Origin of the sequence: Flexivirga meconopsidis, assembly GCF_026162425.1 — a bacterium.
GTDB lineage: Bacteria > Actinomycetota > Actinomycetes > Actinomycetales > Dermatophilaceae > Flexivirga > Flexivirga meconopsidis.
In genome coordinates, this window is sequence record NZ_JAOBQJ010000005.1 from 17,580 (window position 1) to 35,944 (window position 18,365).

An 18,365-nucleotide genomic window follows, 5' to 3' on the forward strand; every position below is an offset into this window, starting at 1 on the left:
GGACCGGCGTTCGATCAGGTGTGAGTGGTCGACTCAGGCGACGCTCTCGGCCTTGGCGTCGGTCGCCGGCACGTTGGCCTTGGCGATCTCGACGAGCGCGGTGAAGGCGGCGGCGTCGTTGACGGCCAGCTCGGCCAGCATGCGACGGTCGACCTCGACCTCGGCGGCCTTGAGGCCCTGGATGAACCGGTTGTAAGTCATCCCGTTGGCGCGGGCGCCGGCGTTGATGCGCTGGATCCAGAGGCGACGGAAGTCACCCTTGCGGGCGCGGCGGTCACGGTAGCTGTAGCCGAGGCTGTGGGTGACCTGCTCCTTGGCCTTGCGGTAGAGCCGCGAACGCTGGCCGCGGTAGCCGCTGGCCTGCTCCAGGACGGTCCGGCGCTTCTTCTGGGCGTTGACCGCCCGCTTCACGCGTGCCACGTGAATCTCCTTCTAGCTGTTAGGTGTTCGGGGGAAACGTGAAGTGGGGGCTTACTTGCCCAGCAGCTTCTTGATCTTCTTGGCGTCGGCCGGTGCGGCCTCGACGTCGGGCACGAGCCGGCGCGCGGCGCGGCTGCTGCGCTCCTGGAACTTGTGCACGTGGCGCGCACGCTGCCGGATGACCTTGCCCGACCCGCTGATCTTGAAGCGCTTCTTGGCGCCGCTGTGGGTCTTCATCTTCGGCATTGCCGATCTCCTTCGTCTTTTCGGTGTTCTCAACGCCGGCGGACCGGCTTGACTGCATGCTCAGATCAACGCAGGTCACCCCGCGTCGAGTGGGTGGGACCGACCGTGCGGTCAGGCCTCCGCGGTCGCGGTCTGGTCGGACTGCGACTGCTCGCGTCGGCGGCGACCCTCCGCGCGGGCCTCCGCCTTCTTCTTGGTCGGTCCGAGCACCATGATCATGTTGCGGCCGTCCTGCTTGGGCGCGCTCTCCACGAAGCCCAACTCCTGGACGTCCTCGGCCAGCCGCTGCAACAGTCGGAAGCCGAGTTCGGGTCGCGACTGCTCGCGACCGCGGAACATGATCGTCACCTTGACCTTGTCGCCCGCCGACAGGAACCGCTCGACGTGGCCCTTCTTGGTGCCGTAGTCGTGCGGGTCGATCTTCGGGCGGAGCTTGATCTCCTTGATGACGGTGTTGACCTGGTTCTTGCGTGCCTCACGGGCCTTCATGGCGTTCTCGTACTTGAACTTGCCGTAGTCCATGAGTTTTGCCACCGGTGGCTTGGCCATCGGGGCGACCTCGACCAGGTCGAGGTCTGCCTCTGCGGCCAGTCGGAGCGCGTCCTCGACGCGCACAATGCCGACCTGCTCACCGTTCGGCCCAACCAACCGCACTTCCGGCACCCGGATGCGGTCGTTGATACGGGGCTCAGCGCTGATGTGAAGCTCCTTCGTCGTACGTCATGTGCACGGGAGACGAAGAAAGGCTCCTCGCCGCCCATCATGTGGGTGCACGAGAAGCCTCGGATGCAGCTCAGGACGTGGATGACGTATGCCGGGAAAGCAACTCGCTGCACGCGGGCTGCTCCCGTCGAACGGGATCCTGCCTGGACCGAACCTGGCGACCTGCCGGTCGCTCGAGGTGGAAGCCGGAGCTTCTCTTGCACACTGATCCAACACTGTCGGACCAGTCGGTGATCTCAACGATAACAGCGCGCGCGCCATTCCCGCGAATCGAGCGGGTCGGCGAGGCTGGGTCGGCGTGTGCCGTTCGGCCGACCGTCGTCCCAAAAGTGCACTCCCGCGGAAGGGATGGTGCACAAGTCGCAACCGTTTCGAGTTATGCACGCCACCAGCCCCGATCCCGTGCATAACCCGCAACCGTTTCGAGTTATGCACGCACCGCAGCGCCAAACCGTGCGCAACCCGCAACCGTTTCGACTTATGCACGGCGCGGGGCCGCGTTGCGCAACCGGATTCCGCTGAAGCCGAGCGTGCTGCGCGCGACCGCATCCCACCAGGGCCACAGGTTGCTGGTCACTCGCAGCTCGATGCCGGCGCGCTCGTGCGCGGCGAGCAGGTCGCCGACCGGCTCGGGCGGCCCGAGCGGGGTGACCTCGTGGTCGCTCACCATCGCGTGCCGGTCCTGTCCGAACGCCCGGAACTCCTCGGCGGCGAAACGGTAGGCCCACAACGTCGCCCGCTGTATGACGGGCAGCCACACATACTCGATCAGGTGCACTCGACGGGCGCCCGGCCCGAGCAGCCGCTCGGCATCGGCGGCGGTGCTGTCGTCAGTCACCCACGCCATCGCCCTCGGGCACTGTCGCGGGAACCAGTAGTCCGGACTGCGCGCCGCGTCCACCGCCCAGACGTAGGCATCCGGCTGCTGCGCAGTGGTCGCGACGTGCGGCCGGAAACGGGTGATCGTCGGGTCCTCGCTGAAGTGGAGCACCTCGCGCGGCTCGGCATACATCGCAAGCACGCTACCCGTGCATGACACCCCCGGGCCCTAAGGTGAGCATCCCTGGGGAGGAGCTATCCATGACCGATTACCCGAGCACGCCCGACGCCGCTGCCAATCCGGACAAGTCCCAACGGAAAGGGAGCTGCGACTGCGACATCTGCGATGCGATCGACTGTTGCGACCTGTTCACGCTGTGGCTCCCGATGGTGATCGTATGGCGCAGCCTGCGCGCACTGCCGGCAACGACCCCGGTCCAGGACGGCAGCCTCGGGCAACGCATCGCGATCCGACTGGTCGGTGCCTACCAGTTGGGAGTGTCCGCGCGACGTGCGTCGCCGGTGTGCCGGTCAGTGCCGAACTGCTCGGCATACGGCATCGAAGCGCTGCGCCGGCACGGGGTGTTGCGCGGTGTCGTGCTGATCTACCGCCGGCTGCGGCGCTGCTCACAGGGCGGTTTCGACCCCGTGCCGAGCTAGCGGGTGGACCCGATCGCATCAGCCGACCGCGGCCACCAGCGCCGGTGCGAGGTCACCCCGCGGTGCCACCCCAATGCCGGAAAGCCCCAGCCAGGTGGCGAGTTCGCGTAGGGCGGCCGCCAGCGCTTCGGCGGTGTGGTCGGGCGCATGCGGCTCGGCATACGACCCGGCGACGTGCAGCAGCCCGCCTTTGCGGTCGGCCTTGAGGTCGACGCGCGCGGCGATGCGGTCGCCGAGCAGGAACGGCAGCACGTAGTAGCCGTGCACGCGCTTGGCCGCCGGCACGTAGATCTCGATGCGGTAGAAGAAGTCGAACAATCGCAGGGTGCGGTCGCGCTCCCAGACCACCGGGTCGAACGGGCTGAGCAGTGCCCGCGCGTCGACCTTGCGCGGCAGCCGGGCGTCCCGGTGCAGGTATGCCGGGCGGCCCCAGCCCTCGACGTCGACCGGCAACAATTCGCCTGTCTCGACGAGGGATTCGATCGCCGGGCGCACCTGGCCCTGGTGCGCCTTGGAGTGCTGCATGCGGAAGTAGTCGCGCAGGTCGAACTCCGTCGCCACGCCGTAGGAGCGGGCGGCCCGACCGATCAGCTCGCGCGCCGCCTCCTCGACCGTCGGCTCGGGCCGGGCGAGGATCTCGGGAGGGATCACCCGCTCCGGCAGGTCGTAGACACGCTCGAATGCCGAGTTGCGCTTTGAAACCGCGAGTTTGCCTGCCACGAAAAGGTATTCGAGCGCGACCTTGGTGTTGGACCAGTTCCATCCCCAGTTGTCCCGAGTGCGTGGCAGGCCGTCGTCGAGGTCGCGCGCGGTGGCGGCTCCCCCGGTCTCGATCTCGCGCAGCAACGCGGCGGGCAGCTGCTCGTCCGGCAGGTTGGCCCAGGCGTGGCCGCGCCGCTCGTAGTCGCGCATCCGGTGCACCATCACCGGCCACAGCTCCACCGGCATGTATGCCGCGACGTGCGCCCAGTATTCGACGAGGCGCCTCGGCTTCCGGGAGGACGCGCGCTCCAGGAGGCTCACGTCATACGGGCCCATGCGGGAGTAGAGCGGCATGAAGTGGGCGCGCTGCAGCACGTTGACCGAGTCGATCTGCAACACGCCGGTGCGCTCGATGGTGCGGGTCAGCGTGCGCATCGTCGGCCGCTCGTGGCGTCGGTCGAGGAAACCCTGGGCGGCGAGCGCGACCCGACGCGCCTGGGCAGCGGACATTGAAGCGGCGGTCACGGGCGCCACTGTAGGTGGCACCCGTGACAGCCCAGGGCAAACGCGGCGTCAGGCGGCCAGTGCGTGCGCGGCCACGCGCGCCCGGTGCAGCCGGATCCCGCCGTAGCCGAGCACGGCGACGACGGCACCGATGGCCGCAACGGTCGCGAAACCGCCGGCGAACCCAGCGGTGTCGATCGCCGCTCCCGCGAGCGGCGCGCCGAGCGCCGAGCCGGCGGTCATGAACGACCCGTGCCAGCCCATCGCCTCACCACGCGCGGCGACCGGCACGATGCGGCTGACCGCGTCGACGGTGGCGGTGATCGTCGGCGCGCAGAAGAAGCCGGCGACCAGGGACAGCCCGGCGAGCGACCAGGTGCCCTGTGCGAGCGCCATCGGCGCGGTGACCACGGCGAGGCCGAGCAGCAGCGCGAACGGCGGCAGGGCACGCGGCAACGCGCCGTAGATCAGGCCGCCGAGCAGCGAGCCGAGGCCCCACGGCACGAGCACGATGCCCATCTCGTTGACGGCATCGAAGTCGCGCATCGCGGCTACGATCGCGACGTCACTGCCGGACAGCACGATGGTCGAGGCGGCCGCGGCCGCACAGACCGCGAGGAAGCCGGCCCGGAACCACGACGTGCGCGGCAGCCGCTCTGCGGCGGCGTCGGCCGCGTCGGTGGTCGCCGACCGCAGCGGCGGGTTGACCCACCAGAGGATCGCGCCGACGACGACACCGATCATCTCGACGCCGAAGAGCACCCAGCGGGTGTCGACGAAGCTGGCCAGCCACACCCCGAGGATCGGGCCGACCATGAAGGACATCTCGACGACCATGCCGTCGAGCGAGAGCGCGGTCCGGCGGTCCGAGTCGGGCACGGCCGCGATGACAGCCTGCCGGATGATCGAGAAGGTGGGTACGACGAAAAGGCCTGCAATCGTTGCGAGTACGAGCAGCGCCCAGTAGCCGACGAACGGCGCGGCCGCCCAGCACAACCCGCTGATGATCAGCGACGGCAGCACCACGCGGCGCAGCCCCATCCGGTCGAGCAGCTTGCCGCGCCACGGCCCGGAGACCGCGATCGCGATGGTGGCGCCGGCCGCGACGAGACCGGCATCGGCATACGACCGGTGCAGCGAGCCGACCACGTGCAGGGTCAGGATCACCCCGGCCGAGAAGATCGGGATGCGCAGCAGAAACCCGAGCAGCAACACCCGTCGGGCGTCAGTCACACTCAGCACGCGCTGGTAGGGCTTGATGGACATAGGGGTGTCACTCCTTCGGGGGTGTAGACGTCAAAAAAGGCGGCCGATCGGCCGCTCCTCAATACTTCCATATCGAAATGTTCGACGCCACCGATTTATGCCCGGTATGACGGAACTCACCGGCGATCCACCCGCGAGCCGTAAGCAGAGGTGACTCCAGCCGCACCTTCGCTTACGAGACGCGCGCCCGACCGCGGCCGGACGGCGGAGCAACCTCGCTCAGTCGTCCTGCTCGGTGAGGCCGCGCTCGACGATGTCGGCGGTGCGCTGGTAGTGCTCGCGCAGTCGCTCGGTGGCCAGGTCGGCGTCTCGGGCGAGCGCGGCCTCCAGGATTGCGCGGTGCTCGCCGCAGGCATCCCGGTCCGGCTCGACGATCTGCGACCACCGGCGGTAGAACTCGGCGGCGTCGCGCAGCGTGGTGGCGATGCCGAGCAGCCAAGGACTGTCACAGCCGCTCAGCAGCGACCCGTGGAAGGCCGCGTGCGCGACCTCCCAGTCGTCGGAGACTCGCGGCGGGGCGTCGTCGTCGGTAAACATCGCGGTGCGCTCCAGCCGGTGGTGGGCGGCGACGATCTGCGACTCCCAGTCGACGTCGCCGCGCTCGATGGCCTTGCGAAGTGCGAGCGTTTCCAACTCGATTCGCGTCATCGTCAGATCGCGCAAGTCATCGACCGTCATGGCCCGCACAGCGAAACCGATGCGCGGCTCGGAGACCACCAGGCCCTGCTCGGCCAGTCGGCTGAGCGCCTCCCGCACCACGCTGACGCTCGCGCCATACCGCTCACACAACGCGGAGAACTTCAGCCGCTCGCCGGGACGGTGCACCCCACCGAGCACGTCGGCCCGCACTTGGGCATAGACGGCCTCGGTATTGGCGCGCTGCTTGGTGGATGCCATGACCGGGGAGCCTAACAAGGTGCGACAACGATGGATATTCGAATATTAGTTGATTTTTCGCATATTGGAGAGTAGAACTTGTGAGGTGGCTCACCCGCCCGTGACGCAAGGAGCAGCGATGTCAACCAGTCAGGCAATGCGAACCCGACCCGGGCAGCTCCCCACCCAAACCGACGTGCTCGTCGTGGGCGCCGGCCCGGCCGGCCTCACAATGGCGGCACTGCTGGCCCGGCACGGCGTCGATGCACTGACGGTGACCAAGTACCCGGGCACCGCGCACTCCCCCCGCGCGCACATCACCAACCAGCGCACCGTTGAGGTGTTCCGCGATCTCGGCATCGAGCGCGCGGTCCGGGACGCGGCCACCGACAACTCGCTGATGGGCAACAACGTCTGGGCGACCAGCTTCGCGGGACCGGAGCTCGCGCGGCTGATGACCTGGGGCAGCGGACCCGAGCGGCACGGCGACTACGAGCTCGCCAGCCCGAGCAGCATGTGCAACATCCCGCAGCACATCCTCGAGCCGGTCTTACTGCAGGGAGCGCTCGACCACGGCGCCCGGATCGAGTTCGACACCGAGCTCGTCCAGGTCGAGCAGGACGAGGACGGCGTCACCGCGACCCTGCGCTCACGAATCGACGGCACCGAGCACCAGGTGCGCGCGAAGTACCTCGTCGGCGCCGACGGCGGCCGCTCGCTGGTGGCCGATCAACTCGGTTTCACCTTCCGCGGCGAGACCGGCCTCGGTGCCGCCGCCAACGTCTGGCTCGAGGCGGACCTGACGGCATACACCGCCCATCGTCCGGGCACGCTCTACTGGATGTGCCAGCCCGGCAACGACTACTGGGTCGGCTCGGGCACCTGGATCTGCGTCAAGCCGTGGACCGAGTGGGTGCTGCTGTTCATGTACGACCCGGCACAGGGCGAGCCCGATCTGTCCGAGGAAGCCGTCACCGCTCGCGCCCAGCAGACCATCGGCGATCCGAACGTCGACATCACGATCAAGGCGACGAGCCTGTGGCAGATCAACCACCAGGTCGCCGACAGTTACCGCCGCGGGCGTGCCTTCCTCGTCGGCGACGCCGCCCATCGCCATCCGCCGGCCAATGGCCTCGGCACCAACACCTCGATCCAGGACTCCTTCAACCTGGCCTGGAAACTCGCTTGGGTGCTGCAGGGCCGCGCCGGCGAGGCGCTGCTCGACTCGTACGACGCCGAGCGGCAGCCGGTCGGGTCGCAGGTCGTCGACCGGGCGCTGAAGAGCGTCGGCGACATGCTGCCGATCTCGCAAGCGCTGGGCTTCGCCCCCGGCCAGAGTCGCGAGGAAGGCGAGGCCGCGCTCCAGGGCCTGTATGACGCAGGCAGCGCCGGCGAGGAGCGCCGCGCCGCGCTGGACGACGCGGTCGAGCTGCAGAACTACCAGTTCAACGCGCACGGCGTGGAGCTCGACCAGCACTACGAGTCGGCGGCGATCACCGACGACGGCACACCCTGGCCCGTCCCGGAACGCGACCCCGAGCTGTTCCACCACCCGACGACCCATCCGGGTGCCCGGCTGCCGCACGCCTGGCTGGACCACGACGGCGATCAGGTCTCGACACTCGACCTGGCCGGCCACGGTGAATTCCTCCTGCTCACTGGTGTCGGCGGCGAGCCCTGGGTCGAAGCCGCCGAGAAGCTCGCCGCGGAGCACGGAATCCCCCTGCAGGCCAAGCTGATCGGCCAGGACTACCGCGACATCTTCGGGCGCTGGCGGGCGGTCCGCGAGGTCGCCGACGACGGCGCACTGCTGGTGCGGCCCGACCACCACATCGCCTGGCGGTCCAGTGGATCGACCGCCGACCCGCACACCGAACTCGACCGCGCGCTCCGCCGAGCACTCGGCCGCTGAAGCTCGCCCCAGCACCCGACCCCACCCGACCCCACCAAGGAGACACACATGCGACTGGCAAACCTCGACGGACGCGCACAGCTCATCACCGACGACGAGCGGGCAGTCGACGTTCACAAGGCGAGCGACGGCAAGTTCGGCCCGGAACTCGCTGCGATCTATGACAATTGGGCCGGCTTCGCCGACTGGGCGCAAGGCGCGGACCTGACCGATGCCGTGGAGTTCGACCGCTCCGCGCTCAGTGCGCCGTCGCCGTCGCCGCGCCAGATCCTGGCGGTCGGCCTCAACTACGCCGAGCACGCGCAGGAGTCCGGCTTCGACTCGCCCAACGGCCTGCCCCCGGTCTTCCCGAAGTTCCTGTCCAGCCTGAGTGGTCCCGAGACCGAGGTGGTGCTCCCCGAGGGCGGCAACACCGACTGGGAGATCGAACTCGTGGTGGTGATCGGCAAGCAGGCCGACCAGGTGCCCGAGGAGAAGGCGTGGGACTACGTCGCGGGCGTCACCGCCGGGCAGGACATCTCCGAGCGGGTGATCCAATTGTCAGGCCCCGCACCGCAGTTCGGCCTCGGCAAGTCCTACCCGGGCTTCGCACCGACCGGCCCCTATCTGGTCACTCCCGACACACTGCCCGACCGCAACGACCTGCACCTGCACGCCGAACTCGACGGCGAGACCGTCCAGGACGGCAGCACCGCCAAGCTGATCGTGCCCGTCGCGAAGCTGATCAGCGAGCTGTCGGCGATCATCACCCTCTTCCCCGGCGACATCATCTTCACCGGCACCCCGGAGGGCGTGGGGCTGGGGCGCAAACCACAGCGCTTCATCAAACCCGGTGAGACGCTGGTCAGCACGATCGACGGCATCGGCCGGCTGAAGCAGACGTTCGTCGCTGCCGGCGCCGGACAAGGAGGTCAGTCATGAGCCTGCACGGTCTCAGCCACGTCGTGATGGGCGTGCCCAACGTTGCCGAAACACAGGCCTACTACGCCGACTTCGGCCTCACCCCGCTGGCGGATGGCTGGTTCGCGACCGAGGACGGCGGCCCGCAGCTGCAGGTGGTGCATGCGCCCACCCGCCGGTTGGTGGAGCTCGGCCTGCGAGCCGATGACGCCGACGACCTGGCCCGCGTTGCCGGGTCGCTGCGCGCGATCGGGGTGCAGCCGGACCTCGACCGCGAGGCGGTGGTCGCCGTCGAACCGGTCTCGGGTCTGCGCACCAGAGTGGCGGTGCTGCCCAGACTGCAGCAGGAGCGAGCCAAGCCCACGCCATACAACGGCCCGGGCCGCATCGAACGCCACGGCCGGGCTCCCGGCCTCGTCCGCACGACGCCGATCCGGCCGCGCCGCTTGGGGCATGCAGTCGTCGGCACCACGGACCTGACGGCGACGATGCGCTTCTTCGTGGACGGCCTCGGCTTCAAGGTGTCCGACCACATCGGCGACAAGGGCGCCTTCATGCGGTGCTCGAACGACCACCACAACTTCCTGGCCATGCGGGCGCCGGTCAACTACCTGCACCACACCAGCTGGCAGGTCGACGACATCGACGACGTCGGCCGCGGCGCGATGAACATGCTGGAGGACCACCCGGAGCGGCACATCTGGGGCCTGGGCCGCCACTACGCCGGGTCGAACTTCTTCTGGTACCTCAAGGATCCGGCCGGCAACTTCTCCGAGTACTTCTCCGACATGGACGTGCTACCCGAGGAGGAGATCTGGGAGCCGGAGGTGCTCGAGGGTGCCAAGGGCCTGTTCGCGTGGGGGCCACCTCCCCCGCCGTCGTTCCTCGACCCGGAGGATCTCGCCGGGTTGATGACGGGAGCGCACAGCCTCCGCTCCCGCTGATCGCCGTCCCGAACGACGCTGGCAGTCCCGCCCATTCGTGGGTAAGTGCCAGCGTCGTTTCATGCTGCCCGCAGGTTGGCGAAGAAAACTTCCGAGGTCAGGAAATAAACCGGAGTGACCCTCCGTTACACCTGATGTCCGTCCGATCCAGACCCACGAAAGGACGCCACTATGGGCCAGACCTCGCCCGTCGTACGCCGCACCACCGACCAGCTCCTCGCCGAGCTGCACCGCAACGGCGTGCAGCGCACCGCGCACAAGACGGCACCGACACACAAGCTGCACCCGATGCGGCCGTATGCCGAGCAGCTCGCCTACGAGCAGAGTGCCGGCTGACCGCCATACATCGACAGCACTGACGACCGCTCCCGCCCACCCTGAGAGGGTGTGCACCATGGAGCTCATCTACCACCTGGCGGAGCCGCAGCACTGGGCCACCGCCGAAACGATCGGCCGCTACGAGCAGTCCACCAAAGGGGTGCCGCTCGCAGCGGCCGATTTCGTGCACGCCGCGGACGCGGACCAGTGGCCGACCGTCCGGCAGCGCTTCTACTCCGACTACGAACAAGACCTCTTCCTGCTCGCCATCGATCCTCGGCGGCTCGACGCCGAGGTCAAACGCGAGGTCGGTGACCCGGAAACCGGTGAGCAGTTCCCGCACATCTACGGACCCATCGACGTGGACGCCGTGCAGACCGTGCACACCCTGCACCCGACTCACGACCTGCCGCACGACGACGCGAAGACCGCGTCTCGGTCCGCGGTCGTCATTCCCAATGACGTCGGCACGGTGTGGGAGACCCTCATCGACTGGCAGCGCGCGGGTCGCTGGCTCCCGGGAGTCAACACGATCACCGCCGACGGGCCGACCGCAGTCGGCACCCGGCTGACCTACCTGACGACGGACGGGGCATTCGTCAGCACGGTCACGGCAGTCGACCGCGGCAGCCTGTTGCAGATCCGGTCGGAGCGCGACGACATCACCGCGACACACTCCTTCCACCTGGGCCGTGCTTTCAGTGAGGGGCGCACGGCGACCGTGCTGACCCTGGTGGCCGAGGTCGACGGCACCGCATCGGAGGCAGCGTTGGCGCAAGCGCGCGCCGACGTGGGCAGCGCCGATCGACGGCTGCCGGAGCTACTACGCGGTGCGCTCACCGACTGACGGATCGGGGTGGGTGTTGCGCAAAACCTCCTGGTAGCGCCGCAGCGTCCCCGCGCCCGCGTCCGCATTCTGCGGCCGCACCTCCGCCGCCAGCGGCACGTCCCACTCCGGAGGTGCCGTGGCACCGGACAACGCCCACGCTGCCTGGCGGGCGGCGCCGCGCGCGACGTACTCGGCCGGCTCCGGCACGACCACCGGCACCCCGAAGATGTCAGCGGCGACCGTGCGCACCGTCCGTGACGCCGCCGCACCACCGATCAGCAGAACCCGGTCGGTCCGAATCCCGTTGCGTTGCAACGCGTTGACGCAGCCGGCCAAATTGCAGAGCATCCCCTCGACATACGCCCTCGCGAGATGGCCGGGCGTGGAGTTGGCGCGCGTGATGCCCGCCAGCGTGCCGGTCGCCGTCGGCAGGTTGGGGGTGCGTTCGCCGTCGAGGAACGGCAGCAGAGTCAGCCCACCCGCACCTGCGGGCGCCTCCCCTGCCAGCCGGTCCAGCTCGGCCAGGTCGACCCCGAGCGTCGCGGCCGCAGCGGACAGCACGCGTGCCGCGTTCAGCGTCGCGAGCAGCGGCAGGTGACGACCGGTCGCATCCGCGAAGCCGGCGACCTCGCCGCGCTCGTCCCCGACGACTCCGTCATGCACGGCGAACACGGCCCCACTGGTGCCGAGCGAAACCACGACATCGCCCGGCTCGAGGCCCAGCCCCAAAGCGGCGGCCGCGTTGTCGCCGGTGCCGGCCGCAACGAGCAACTCCCCGGCCTGGCCGGCCGCTTCGGCCGGACCGAGCACCCGAGGCACCCCGACGTCTCGCCCGAACGCCATGCGGAGCAGGTCGAGGCGATAGTCCTCGGTGACCGGCGACCAGTAGGCGGTGCCCGAGGCATCTCCCCGGTCGGTCGTCCATTCGGTGAATCCGCCTGCCTCGGCAAGGATCCGACCGGTCAGCCAGTCATGCGGCAGCACCACCGTGTGGGTGCGCGCGGCGTTCTCCGGCTCGTGTTCGGCGAGCCACCGCAGCTTGGTGCCGGTGAAGCTGGCTACCGGCACCAGGTCGACCGCATCGACCCACGCGCGCGGACCGCCCAACTCGGCGGTCAGAGCGCGTGCGGCGTCCGCCGAACTTGTGTCGTTCCAGAGCATTGCGTCCCGGACGAGCTGACCCGCGTCGTCGAGGGTGACCATCCCGTGCTGCTGGCCGCCGACGGCGATGGCCGCGACGCCGTCGAGCAGGCCGCCTTCGCGGGCGCGGCGGAAGGCGTCCCACCAGGCGGCGGCACTGACCTGTGTGCCGTCGGGGTGGCTCGCCCGCCCCTCGCGGAGAGTGCGACCGGTGACCGCGTCACAGACCACGATCTTGCACGATTGCGTCGACGAGTCGACACCTGCGACAAGAGTCTGAGAGGACGTGCTACTCATCCCCCGGTCAGCCTCGCAGCCGCTCGACGGTCTCCTGCAGCGTCGCGCGAGATCCCTTCTCGTGCAATGACTTCAGCGCCTGCCGGTAAGGGGTGGTGAACGCTTCCTGATCGACCAGATCGCCGAACAGCGTGGGATCCCGCAGGAACGCCAGGTCGTCGTCGGCCTGCCGTGCCGCTGCCGCCATCACCTGCTCCTTGCGGTGGTCGACGATGTCGATCGGCTGACCGTCCTCGTCGACGCCTTCGGCATACCTCGCCCACGCGGCCACCACGAGTGCGGCGCGATCGACCCGCCGTCCAGCTGCCAGGTCGTCACGGATGACCGGCACCAGCCATTTCGGAATGCGGTCACTGCTCTCCGCGCAGAGACGGGCCAGCGTGTCTCGCACCTCCGGGTTGGCGAAGCGCTCGACCAGCTCCTGCCGGTATGCCGCGAGGTCGACTCCGGGCACCTCGGGCAGCGTCGGCGAACCCTCGAATTCCATGTAACCGAGCAGGAATTGCGCGAACAACGGATCTTGCGCCACCTCGTGGGCGTAGCGATAGCCGGCGAGGTAGCCGAGGTAGCACAGCGCCTGGTGACTGGCGTTGAGCAGCCGCAGCTTCATCAGCTCGTAGGGCACGACGTCGGGCACGACCTGCACGCCGACGTCCTCCAACGGCGGCCGGCCCGAGCTGAATTCGTCCTGCAGCACCCACTGAGTGAACGGCTCGCAGACGACCGGCCAGCCGTCGGCGATGCCGAACTCCTGCGCCAACCGGTCGATGTCCTCGGTTGAGGTCACCGGGGTGTGATCCGGTCGACCATCGAGTTGGGGAAGACGACGTTGGCGTCGATCCAGCCGGCAAGCTCGGCGTCCTTGAGTCGCGCGAACGACGTGATCGTGTAGCGCGCGACGTCGCCATTACCGGGCAGGTTGTCGCACGACATCACCGTGAACGGCGGAGTGCCTGCTTCCCGGCGGCGTCGCAGCGCCTCCACGATGAAGCCGAACGCCGTTGTCGGCGTTGCACTCTCGGCCAGGTCGGCCTGGATGGAGGGGTGCCCGGCGTCGAACTCCCCGGTGACCTGGTCGATGAGGTAGCTGCCCTCGGTGATGGTCAGCGACACGATGCGGGTGGCCGGGTCGGTCATCGCCGACAGCACAGCCTCGGGGTCGGCCGGCGCGTGCAGCATCGCCGCGATCGAGCCGATCACCCGCGGCTCCAGCCGGCCGTCCGGGTGTTTGATGACCAGCGTGTAGAGGCCGTCCTGGTCGTTCAGCACCTGCACGATGCGCTCGTCCTGCGGGAGGACCCCGACACCGGTGATCGCCCAGTCGTAGGCGGTGCCGCCGGACATGAGCGCGTCGACATACATCGCCTGATGGGCGCGATGGAAGCCGCCGACACCGAGGTGCACGATGCCAGTGGTGTTCGCCGACCGGTCGTAGCTCGGCACCACGACCCGCGAATCCAGTTGGTGGACGGTGCTTTCGGACAGTGGAGTGACACTCATCCGACTCACCGTACCGCGCCCATGGACAGACCCTGGACCAGCTTGTCCTGCGCGGCGAACCCGGCGGCCAGCACCGGAAGCGACACCACGAAGGACGCGGCGCACACCTGCGCGAGGAACAGGCCCTGGCTGGTGACGAACCCGGTGAGGAAGACCGGCGCCGTCTCCGCGCGGGTGCCGGTCAGCACGCGGGCGAAGAGCAACTCGTTCCAGCTGAAGATGAAGCAAATCAACGCCGCGGACGCGATGCCCGGCATGATGACCGGCGCAATGATCTCCCGGAGCGTGCGCACGAGTCCGGCACCGTCGACCTGCGCCGCCTCGAGCATCTCGTCGGGGATCTCGGAGAGGAAGGAACGCAGCATCCACACCGCGATCGGCAGGTTCATCGAGGTGTAGAGGATGATCAGCAGCCAGATGTTGTCCAGGAACTTGATCTTCTCGGCGAACAGGTAGACCGGCAGCAGCGCCGCGACGACCGGCATGAACTTGGTCGACAGGAAGAAGAACAGCACGTCGCTCCACTTCTTCACCGGCCGGATCGACAAGGCGTATGCCGCAGGCAGCGCCAGGCAGAGCACGAAGACCGTCGAGATCACGCTCGCTGTCAGCGAATTCAGGATCGGCGGCCACGGGTTGGAGCCGAAGAACGCGCTGTAACCCTCGGTGCTGAATGGCGACAGGATCTTCGGCGGGTTGGTCGCCGCGTCCGTCTCGGAGTGGAACGACGTCCAGATCATCCAGACGACCGGGAAGACGAACAGCACCGAGATGATCCAGGCGGCGCCGGTGAGCAGCACCCCGGACCGCTTCTTCTTGCCGGCCTGGGTCATCGCCGGCCCGGCCTGGGCCTGCTTGACGGTGGTCATCGCGACTCCTCCCGAAATAGGCTGAGCACGGTCCGCAGCGCGAAGGTCGCGATGATGATCGTGCCGATCACGACGATCACGCCCGCGGCGGACGCGGTGCCGTAATCGTGTGCGGAATAGAAGGTTTGGTAGATGTAGTACGGCAGGTTCGCGGTGCCGAGCCCACCGGAGGTGATGGTGAAGACCGCGTCGAAGTTCTGCACGATGTAGATGGCACCGAGCAGCCCAGACAGTTCGATGTACTGCCGTAGGTGCGGCAACGTCATGTTGGTGAAGATCTGCCAGCCGGACGCGCCGTCGATGCGGGCCGCCTCGACAACGTCCATCGGCCGGCTCTGCAGACCGGCGAGCAGGATCAGCATCATGAACGGCGTCCACTGCCAGACCAGCGAGAACATCACCGCGATCAGCGGGTGGTCGCTGATCCAGTCCGGTTGCGGGGCGCTGTCCCCGAACACGAACTTCAGCACCCCGTTGAACAGGCCGTACTGCGCGTTGTAGAGCGCGTGCTTCCACAGCAGCGCCGCCGCAACGGGGACGATGAGGAACGGGGTGATCATCAGCGTGCGCGCGACGCTCCGACCCTTGAACTTGCGGTCCAGCAGCAACGCGATCGCCAGCCCGAGCACCAGGCTGATCAGCACCACGCCCACGGTGAGCAGGACGGTGACGATGATCGCCTCGCGGGCGTTGACGTCGGTCAGCACCGTCTTGAAGTTGTCCAAGCCGGCGAAGCTGCGGTCTTTGGGGTAGTAGGCGTTCCAGTTCATGAACGAGATGACGATCGTCGCCACGAATGGCAACTGCGTCACCACGATCATGAAGATCAGCGCCGGCAGCAGCGGCGCCCGCCGCGCCCACGCGCCCGCCTTGGCCAGCGAGGTCGACTTGTCCGGGTCGACGCCCGAATCCTTGGTCACCGCGGCAGCGGACGTATCAGCGCTCATGCCAGATCACTTCCCTTCCCGCTTCCGGTACTGCTTGGCGACATCGTCGGCGAGCTGCTGGCCCTTCGACAGCGCGCTCTTGACCGACTTCTTGCCGGCGATCGCCGAGCTGATGTCCTGGCTGACCTGGGTGCCGAGGTTGGTGAACTCGGGGATGTCGACGAACTGGATCCCGGGAGCCGGCCGGGGCTGCACGCCGGGGTTGTTCGGATCGGCGCCCTCGATCGCCTGCAGCGTCGGCTTGGCGAACGCCGACGACTTCGCCAGGTAAGCCGGGTTGGAGTAGAGGGATTCGCGGGAACCCGCGGGAACCCTTGTCCAGCCGAGCTTTTCGCCGACCAGCTGCTGATACTCCTTGCTGCTCGCCCACGAGACGAACTTCCAGGCCGCCGACTGCTTCGTGCTCGCCTGCTCGATCGCCCACGACCAGGTGTAGAGCCAGCCCGAGCTCTTGGTCTGTACGACGGGGGCCGGCGCGTAACCGATCTTGCCCTTGACCGGTGAGCCGTCCGCCTCGAGCGATCCGGCGGCCGAGGTTGCGTCGTACCACATGGCGACGCTGCCCTGAGTCAGGTTGTTCAGACATTCGGTGAAGCCGGCCTGCGCAGCGCCCTTCTCACCGTGCCGCCGCACCAGGTCCACGTAGAACTGCGTCGCGCGAGTGAACTGCGGAGAGTCGACCTTGGCGTTCCAGTCCTTGTCGAACCAGGTGCCGCCGAAGGTGTTGACCACCGTGGTGAGCGGGGCCATCACCTGGCCCCACCCGGGCTGTCCACGCAGGCAGATGCCGGCCATCCCGGGCCGGGCGCCGTCCACCTTGGCCGCAATGTCGGCGACCTGCTGCCAGGTCGGCTTCGCCGGCATGGTCACGCCCTTGGCCGCGAGCACGTCCTTGCGATACATCAGGAACGACGACTCGCCGTAGAAGGGTTCGCCGTACACCTTGCCGTCGACGGTGAGCGCGGTCTGCATGGATTTGAGGATGTCGCCCTGGTCGAAGCCGGGGTCCTTGGCGATGTCGTCACTCAGCGACGCCACCCAGCCGCTCTTGGCATAGATCGGTATCTCGAAGTTGGACAGCGTCGCCACGTCATACTGACCGGCCTGTGAGGAGAACTCCTGGCTCGCCTTGTCGCGCAGGTCGTCCTCGGGCAGCACCGTGTAGTTGACCTTGATGCCGGTCTGCTTGGTGAAGTACTGGTCGGTCAGCTTCTGCAGATCGATCATCTGCGGGTTGTTGACCATCAGCACGTTGATGGTGTTGGCGCCACCGCCACCGCCGCCCCCACCCCAGCCGGCAGCGGCGCCGCAGGCGGTCAGCGTGCTCATCGCGATCGCACCCGTGGCCAGTGCTGCGATCCGTCGTCTCCGCGCTCGCATGGATCCTCCTTGGACTGCCGCGCACCGCTCATTTGAGCATTCTTCTGCACAGATGAGACTTAGTGTGGCACACTCCACACCACGATGGGTCGGAACCAGCCGATCCGGGCTGACCGGTGGAAGGGGCGAGGCGTGCCGACCGAACCGACCAGCGGCGACCGGGCATTGCTCACCGGTGTTGCCCGCCGCTTCTACCTGCAGGACCAGTCGAAGATCGAGATCGCCCGGGAGCTCGGCCTGTCCCGTTTCAAGGTGGCGCGGCTGCTGGACACCGCACGGGCCCGAGGCATCGTGCGCATCGAGATCCTCGGCGAACCGCAGGTCGACTACCGACTCTCCGAAGAGCTGATCGATCGCCTCGGGGTTGCCTCCGCCGTCGTGCTGCGACCGGACGCCGAGCAGACCATGCAGGAGGTGCGGCGGGACATCGGCGTGATGGCCGCCCGGGAGCTCACGCGCATCGTCACCGAGCGCGACGTGCTGGGCCTGCCCTGGTCCCGCACGGTGTCGGCGACGGTGGCGGCGCTCGAGCAGCTGCCCCGAGTGCCGGTCGTCCAGCTGTCCGGGGCCCTCGCCATACCCGATGTCGAGACGCCGGTCGACGTGGTGCGCACGGCGGCCAACCTCAGCAACGGCACGGCGCATCATTTCTACGCCCCACTCGTCGCCGCGGATGCCGACAGCGCGCACATGCTGCGGCGGCAGCCGGGCGTCGCCGATGCGCTCGCGCAGGTGCCACAGGTGACCGTCGCGGTGGTCGGCATCGGCGGATGGGCTCCCGGTGAGTCCACTCTCTATGACCTTGCCACGGCGAGGGAGCGCACGGCCATGACGCGCGCCGGGGCGATCGGCGAGATCTCGGGAGTGTTCATCGATGCCGGCGGTGAGCGCGTCGACGGCGACCTCGCCGACCGCATCATCACGCTGTCGGCCGAGCAGTTGCGCGCCATACCCGACGTGATCGGCCTGGTCCTCGGCGCAGCGCGCGTCGATGTCGTGCGCGCCGCGGTCAAGGGCGGGCACGTCAACCGGCTGGTGGTCGATCAACCGCTGGCGCAGGCGCTGCTGGCGTAGTGCGCCGCGCCGACTCATGGCACGAGCAGTTGCCGATGC

At 68.3% G+C, this 18,365-nt stretch carries 18 protein-coding genes and 1 pseudogene; 7 read left to right on the top strand and 12 right to left on the bottom strand.

The features are described 5' to 3' along the window. Positions 1-33: 33 nt before the first annotated feature. From rplT to N2M23_RS16575, 4 genes are all read right to left on the bottom strand, one after another. Entirely contained in the window at positions 34-420 is a 387-nt protein-coding gene (gene rplT, locus N2M23_RS16560) for a 50S ribosomal protein L20 (RefSeq protein ID WP_171157116.1), read from the bottom strand. A 51-nt stretch (positions 421-471) separates the two neighbouring features. Then, a complete protein-coding gene (gene rpmI / locus N2M23_RS16565) occupies positions 472-666 on the bottom strand; it encodes a 50S ribosomal protein L35 (protein WP_171157115.1) in 195 nt (64 codons plus the stop codon). 111 nt (positions 667-777) lie between these two features. After that, complete coding sequence (infC, locus tag N2M23_RS16570; protein ID WP_265447768.1) at positions 778-1,365, bottom strand: translation initiation factor IF-3; 588 nt, start codon at positions 1,363-1,365, stop codon at positions 778-780. A gap of 502 nt (positions 1,366-1,867) precedes the next feature. After that, complete coding sequence (locus N2M23_RS16575; protein WP_265447040.1) at positions 1,868-2,401, bottom strand: DUF6886 family protein; 534 nt, start codon at positions 2,399-2,401, stop codon at positions 1,868-1,870. A gap of 68 nt (positions 2,402-2,469) precedes the next feature. Between N2M23_RS16575 and yidD the strand changes: the two genes are divergently transcribed. Next, positions 2,470-2,868 carry a membrane protein insertion efficiency factor YidD gene (gene yidD / locus N2M23_RS16580; protein WP_265447042.1) on the top strand — a complete coding sequence of 133 codons (399 nt, stop codon included), beginning with the start codon at positions 2,470-2,472 and terminating at the stop codon, positions 2,866-2,868. Between the two features lie 18 nt (positions 2,869-2,886). On the opposite strand, the gene N2M23_RS16585 is transcribed toward yidD, so the two are convergent. From N2M23_RS16585 to N2M23_RS16595, 3 genes are all read right to left on the bottom strand, one after another. Further along, entirely contained in the window at positions 2,887-4,095 is a 1,209-nt protein-coding gene (locus N2M23_RS16585) for a winged helix-turn-helix domain-containing protein (protein WP_265447043.1), read from the bottom strand. Between the two features lie 48 nt (positions 4,096-4,143). Continuing rightward, on the bottom strand, positions 4,144-5,340 hold the full coding sequence (locus N2M23_RS16590; protein ID WP_265447044.1) for an MFS transporter: 1,197 nt from the start codon (positions 5,338-5,340) through the stop codon (positions 4,144-4,146). Positions 5,341-5,559: 219 nt separating this feature from the next. Next, positions 5,560-6,237, bottom strand: a complete 678-nt coding sequence (locus N2M23_RS16595; RefSeq protein WP_265447046.1) for a GntR family transcriptional regulator — start codon at positions 6,235-6,237, stop codon at positions 5,560-5,562. 118 nt (positions 6,238-6,355) lie between these two features. Here N2M23_RS16595 and N2M23_RS16600 point away from each other — a divergent pair, with 118 nt between their 5' ends. From N2M23_RS16600 to N2M23_RS16620, 5 genes are all read left to right on the top strand, one after another. Beyond that, positions 6,356-8,128, top strand: a complete 1,773-nt coding sequence (locus N2M23_RS16600; protein WP_265447047.1) for an FAD-dependent monooxygenase — start codon at positions 6,356-6,358, stop codon at positions 8,126-8,128. A 48-nt stretch (positions 8,129-8,176) separates the two neighbouring features. Further along, positions 8,177-9,049 carry a fumarylacetoacetate hydrolase family protein gene (locus N2M23_RS16605; RefSeq protein ID WP_265447048.1) on the top strand — a complete coding sequence of 291 codons (873 nt, stop codon included), beginning with the start codon at positions 8,177-8,179 and terminating at the stop codon, positions 9,047-9,049. Continuing rightward, on the top strand, positions 9,046-9,972 hold the full coding sequence (locus tag N2M23_RS16610) for a VOC family protein (RefSeq protein ID WP_265447049.1): 927 nt from the start codon (positions 9,046-9,048) through the stop codon (positions 9,970-9,972). Before N2M23_RS16605 ends, N2M23_RS16610 begins: the two co-directional genes overlap by 4 nt. A 171-nt stretch (positions 9,973-10,143) precedes the next feature. Continuing rightward, a complete protein-coding gene (locus N2M23_RS16615; RefSeq protein WP_265447050.1) occupies positions 10,144-10,308 on the top strand; it encodes a hypothetical protein in 165 nt (54 codons plus the stop codon). Between the two features lie 58 nt (positions 10,309-10,366). Continuing rightward, positions 10,367-11,137, top strand: coding sequence for a DUF952 domain-containing protein (locus N2M23_RS16620; protein WP_265447051.1), 771 nt, complete (start codon positions 10,367-10,369; stop codon positions 11,135-11,137). Here N2M23_RS16620 and N2M23_RS16625 read toward each other — a convergent pair. The 5 genes and pseudogenes from N2M23_RS16625 to N2M23_RS16645 all read right to left on the bottom strand — a co-directional run bounded on the left by N2M23_RS16625 (position 11,114) and on the right by N2M23_RS16645 (position 17,252). Then, positions 11,114-12,556 (bottom strand): FGGY-family carbohydrate kinase, encoded by a 1,443-nt coding sequence (locus tag N2M23_RS16625; protein WP_265447052.1) that lies wholly within the window; start codon positions 12,554-12,556, stop codon positions 11,114-11,116. The genes N2M23_RS16620 and N2M23_RS16625 overlap by 24 nt on opposite strands. Before the next feature lie 7 nt (positions 12,557-12,563). Then, a pseudogene (locus N2M23_RS16630) lies at positions 12,564-14,056 on the bottom strand (mannitol dehydrogenase family protein). 5 nt (positions 14,057-14,061) lie between these two features. After that, a complete protein-coding gene (locus tag N2M23_RS16635) occupies positions 14,062-14,889 on the bottom strand; it encodes a carbohydrate ABC transporter permease (protein ID WP_246242693.1) in 828 nt (275 codons plus the stop codon). 32 nt (positions 14,890-14,921) lie between these two features. Beyond that, on the bottom strand, positions 14,922-15,872 hold the full coding sequence (locus N2M23_RS16640) for a carbohydrate ABC transporter permease (RefSeq protein WP_265447054.1): 951 nt from the start codon (positions 15,870-15,872) through the stop codon (positions 14,922-14,924). A gap of 6 nt (positions 15,873-15,878) precedes the next feature. Then, on the bottom strand, positions 15,879-17,252 hold the full coding sequence (locus N2M23_RS16645; protein ID WP_265447055.1) for an ABC transporter substrate-binding protein: 1,374 nt from the start codon (positions 17,250-17,252) through the stop codon (positions 15,879-15,881). A 132-nt stretch (positions 17,253-17,384) separates the two neighbouring features. On the opposite strand from N2M23_RS16645, the gene N2M23_RS16650 reads away from it, so the two are divergent. Beyond that, complete coding sequence (locus tag N2M23_RS16650) at positions 17,385-18,326, top strand: sugar-binding transcriptional regulator (protein ID WP_265447057.1); 942 nt, start codon at positions 17,385-17,387, stop codon at positions 18,324-18,326. The last annotated feature ends 39 nt before the right edge of the window (positions 18,327-18,365 follow it).

Excerpts from the sequence above, each read along its gene's own strand:
- N2M23_RS16600 (WP_265447047.1), top strand. The coding sequence starts at position 6,356 with ATGTCAACCAGTCAGGCAATGCGAACCCGACCCGGGCAGCTCCCCACC.
- N2M23_RS16610 (WP_265447049.1), top strand. The coding sequence starts at position 9,046 with ATGAGCCTGCACGGTCTCAGCCACGTCGTGATGGGCGTGCCCAACGTT.
- N2M23_RS16620 (WP_265447051.1), top strand. The coding sequence starts at position 10,367 with ATGGAGCTCATCTACCACCTGGCGGAGCCGCAGCACTGGGCCACCGCC.
- N2M23_RS16640 (WP_265447054.1), bottom strand. The coding sequence starts at position 15,872 with ATGAGCGCTGATACGTCCGCTGCCGCGGTGACCAAGGATTCGGGCGTC.
- N2M23_RS16575 (WP_265447040.1), bottom strand. The coding sequence starts at position 2,401 with ATGTATGCCGAGCCGCGCGAGGTGCTCCACTTCAGCGAGGACCCGACG.
- N2M23_RS16605 (WP_265447048.1), top strand. The coding sequence starts at position 8,177 with ATGCGACTGGCAAACCTCGACGGACGCGCACAGCTCATCACCGACGAC.
- N2M23_RS16645 (WP_265447055.1), bottom strand. The coding sequence starts at position 17,252 with ATGCGAGCGCGGAGACGACGGATCGCAGCACTGGCCACGGGTGCGATC.
- rpmI (WP_171157115.1), bottom strand. The coding sequence starts at position 666 with ATGCCGAAGATGAAGACCCACAGCGGCGCCAAGAAGCGCTTCAAGATC.
- N2M23_RS16625 (WP_265447052.1), bottom strand. The coding sequence starts at position 12,556 with ATGAGTAGCACGTCCTCTCAGACTCTTGTCGCAGGTGTCGACTCGTCG.
- N2M23_RS16615 (WP_265447050.1), top strand. The coding sequence starts at position 10,144 with ATGGGCCAGACCTCGCCCGTCGTACGCCGCACCACCGACCAGCTCCTC.
- N2M23_RS16595 (WP_265447046.1), bottom strand. The coding sequence starts at position 6,237 with ATGGCATCCACCAAGCAGCGCGCCAATACCGAGGCCGTCTATGCCCAA.
- yidD (WP_265447042.1), top strand. The coding sequence starts at position 2,470 with ATGACCGATTACCCGAGCACGCCCGACGCCGCTGCCAATCCGGACAAG.
- N2M23_RS16635 (WP_246242693.1), bottom strand. The coding sequence starts at position 14,889 with ATGACCCAGGCCGGCAAGAAGAAGCGGTCCGGGGTGCTGCTCACCGGC.
- N2M23_RS16590 (WP_265447044.1), bottom strand. The coding sequence starts at position 5,340 with ATGTCCATCAAGCCCTACCAGCGCGTGCTGAGTGTGACTGACGCCCGA.